1 protein-coding gene is annotated in these 3,504 nt (G+C 67.4%); it reads right to left on the reverse strand.

Features of this window, described 5'->3' with window-relative positions; genetic code table 11:
- Positions 1–180: 180 nt before the first annotated feature.
- On the reverse strand, positions 181–2,946 hold the full coding sequence (locus tag ACESMN_RS12410; RefSeq protein WP_373053917.1) for a valine--tRNA ligase: 2,766 nt from the start codon (positions 2,944–2,946) through the stop codon (positions 181–183).
- Between the last annotated feature and the right edge of the window lie 558 nt (positions 2,947–3,504).

Here is a 3,504-nt window from a genome sequence, read left to right on the forward strand (position 1 = left end):
TCGCGGCCGGAGGCCGCTCCCACGAGTTTCCCCAGCCGCCGAGCGGCCCCGCCGCCCACAGCCATCGTGGGAGCGGCTTCCAGCCGCGATTGGGCGTTGCGTTGAGTGCCCCGGCCATCGCGGCCGGAGGCCGCTCCCACGAGTTTCCGCAGACGCCGGGTCGCCGGGAGGGCTCGCCTGCTACAGCCGGCGGATGCGCTCGAGCTGGGCGCCGAGGTCGGCGCGGGTGGCGCGCATGTCGCTGACCCGGGCGCGCTCCTTGTTCACCACCTCCTCGGGGGCGCGCGCGACGAAGCTCTCGTTCGCCAGCCGTGTCTCGCTCTGCTGGAGGTTCTTCTCCAGCTTTCCGATCTCCTTCTCCAGCCGTGCGATCTCCGCGTCCCGGTCGATCAGCCCGGCGAGCGGGATCAGCAGACGCATCTCGCCCACTGGCGCCAGGGCGGATTCCGGGGCCTCCTCGCCCGCATTGAGCCAGGTCACCGATTCCGGACGCGCCAGGAAGTCGATCAGGGGCCTGTGCTCGAGATAGCGGGACTGGTCGGTCTCCGACCAGTTCTGGACCAGCACCGGGACGGCCTTGCTCGGCGCGATGTCCATCTCGGCACGGATTCGCCGCAGGCCGGTGATGAAGCCCTGCACCCACTCGAGCTCCTGCCGGGCCGTCGGATCCGCGGGGAAGTCGTCTGCCGCCACCCAGGCCCGTTCCACCAGGAAACGGCCTTCAACCCCGGCCGGTCCCTTCACGTCCCGCCAGATCGCCTCGGTGATGAACGGCATCATCGGATGCAGCAACCGCAGCAGCGCCTCCAGCACCTGCACCAGGGTGTGTCGCGTGGCCCGCTTCACCGAGGCGTCCGCGTCGCCGTTCAGCACCGGCTTGGTCAGCTCGAGGTACCAGTCGCAGTAGTCATGCCAGGTGAAGTCGTACAGCGCCTGGGCGGCGAGGTCAAAGCGGTAGCTGTCGTAGTGCGTGGTCACCGCAGCGGCGGTGGCATGCAGCCGGTCCATGATCCAGCGGTCGGCCAGCGCCGGCTGGCGCAGTTCGGGGCCGAGTCCGGTGTCGTGTTTCTGGACGTTCATCAGCACGAAGCGCGCGGCGTTCCACAACTTGTTGCAGAAGTTGCGATAGCCCTCGATGCGCCCGAGGTCGAACTTGATATCGCGCCCGGTGGTGGCCAGTGCGGACAGGGTGAAGCGCAGGGCGTCGGTCCCGAAGGCCGGGATGCCCTCCGGGAACTGCCCGCGGGTGGCCTTCGCGATCCTCTTCGCCATCTGCGGCTGCATCAGACCGGAGGTGCGCTTCTCCAGGAGCTCGTCCAGTGTGATCCCGTCGATCAGGTCGATCGGATCGAGCACGTTACCCTTCGACTTCGACATCTTCTGGCCCTCGGCATCGCGGATCAGGCCGGTGATGTAGATCTCGCGGAAGGGCACGTCGTCCATGAATCGGAGCCCCATCATGATCATCCGGGCGACCCAGAAGAAGATGATGTCGAAACCCGTGACCAGCACACTGGTCGGATAGAAGCGGCGCAGTTCGGGGGTCTGCTCCGGCCAGCCCAGGGTGGAAAATGCCCACAGGGCGGAGCTGAACCAGGTGTCCAGCACGTCCTCGTCCCGCGTGAGCGCGACCTCCGCGCCCAGCCCGTGACGCTCGCGGACCTCGGCCTCGGAGCGTCCGACGAAGACCTTGCCCTGCGCGTCGTACCAGGCCGGGATGCGGTGACCCCACCAGATCTGGCGCGAGATGCACCAGTCCTCGATGTTGCGCATCCACTCGAAGTAGGTCTTCGACCAGTTCTCCGGCACGAAACGGATGCGACCGTCCTCGACCGCCCGGATCGCGGGTTCGGCCAGCGGGCCCGCCTTCACGTACCACTGGTCGGTGAGGTAGGGCTCGATCACCGCGCCGCTGCGGTCGCCGCGCGGGACCATCAGCCGGTGGTCGGCGATCTTCTCGAGCAGCCCGGCCTGCTCCATGTCGGCGACCACGCGCTTGCGCGCCGCGAAGCGATCCAGCCCGCGGTAGGCCTTCGGGGCGTTCTCGTTCAGCAGTGCGTCGATGGTGAAGATGTTGATCACGGGCAGGCCATGCCGCATGCCCACCGCGTAGTCGTTGAAGTCGTGCGCCGGCGTGATCTTCACGCAGCCGCTCCCGAATGCGGGATCCACGTAGTCGTCGGCGATCACCGGGATGGTCCGGCCCGTCAGCGGCAGTTCGACCTGCCGCCCGATCAGGTGCCGGTAGCGCTCGTCCTCGGGGTGCACCGCGACGGCGGTGTCACCGAGCATGGTCTCCGGGCGTGTGGTGGCCACGACGAGATGGCCGGTGCCATCCGCGAGCGGGTAGCGGAAGTGCCAGAGCGAGCCCTGCTCCTCCTCCGACAGCACTTCGAGATCGGAGACCGCCGTGTGCAGCACCGGGTCCCAGTTCACCAGGCGCTTGCCCCGGTAGATCAGGCCCTCCTCGTGCAGGCGCACGAAGACCTCGGTGACCGCGTTCGACAGCCCTTCGTCCATCGTGAAGCGCTCGCGCGACCAGTCGATGGAGTTGCCGAGCCGGCGCATCTGGCTGGAGATGGTGCCCCCCGAGTGTTCCTTCCAGTCCCAGACCGCCTCGAGGAAGGCCTCGCGTCCGAGTTCGTGGCGGGTCCTGCCCTCGGCCGCCAGCCGCCGTTCCACGACCATCTGCGTGGCGATGCCCGCGTGGTCGGTGCCACCCTGCCAGAGGGTCGCGTCACCGCGCATGCGCCGGTGGCGGATCAGCGCGTCCATCAGCGTGTGCTGGAAGGCGTGTCCCATGTGCAGCGTGCCGGTCACGTTCGGCGGCGGCAACAGGATGCAGTAGGGCGGGGCACCCTCGGGCCGCACCGCGAAACAGCCGCTTTCCTCCCACTGCCGGTAAAGGTCGTGCTCGATCGCGCGCGGGTCGAAACTCTTGTCCATGACGGGCCGTGGGGCTGGGAATCAGCCGCGCATTATAACGGGTGCCGGGTGGCCATGCCGTGCACCGTTTCGGTTCGGCAGGCTCCGCGAGAACGCTGGGCCGGCATGCGCAACGCGTAACGCAACCAGGCGGAACCTTGGCGGTCTTTCAGGAAGATCTAGAACTATAAGTTGACTTTTTATCTTTAGAGGTCTAGCTTCAGATACACGGAATGGGTGAAACGGGTCTTCCCCCTTCCGGATCGGCCCACTGGCAGCGAAGGCGGTGACAGGGGGCAAGGGAGTCTCCTCCAGGCGGTGAAGCGGTTGGCCCCGGCTTGTCCGGGGCCTTTGTTATGCAACCTCCGGCTTCGTTGTAGGGTGGGCCAAGCGCAGCGGGCCCACGATTCGGGCCGGGTTGTTCTGTGGTGGGCACACTGCGTTTTGCCCACCCTACGGTCATCTCTGAGCTGGCGGCACCGCGGTGTAGGGTGGGCCAAGCGCAGCGGGCCCACGATCCCGGCCGTGTCGCTCGGTGGTGGGCACACTGCGTTTTGCCCACCCTACGGTCATCTCTGA

Source organism: Thioalkalivibrio sp., from assembly GCF_041690275.1.
GTDB lineage: Bacteria > Pseudomonadota > Gammaproteobacteria > Ectothiorhodospirales > Ectothiorhodospiraceae > Thioalkalivibrio.

Coding starts and splice junctions, on each gene's coding strand:
- ACESMN_RS12410 (WP_373053917.1), bottom strand. CDS start 2,946: ATGGACAAGAGTTTCGACCCGCGCGCGATCGAGCACGACCTTTACCGG.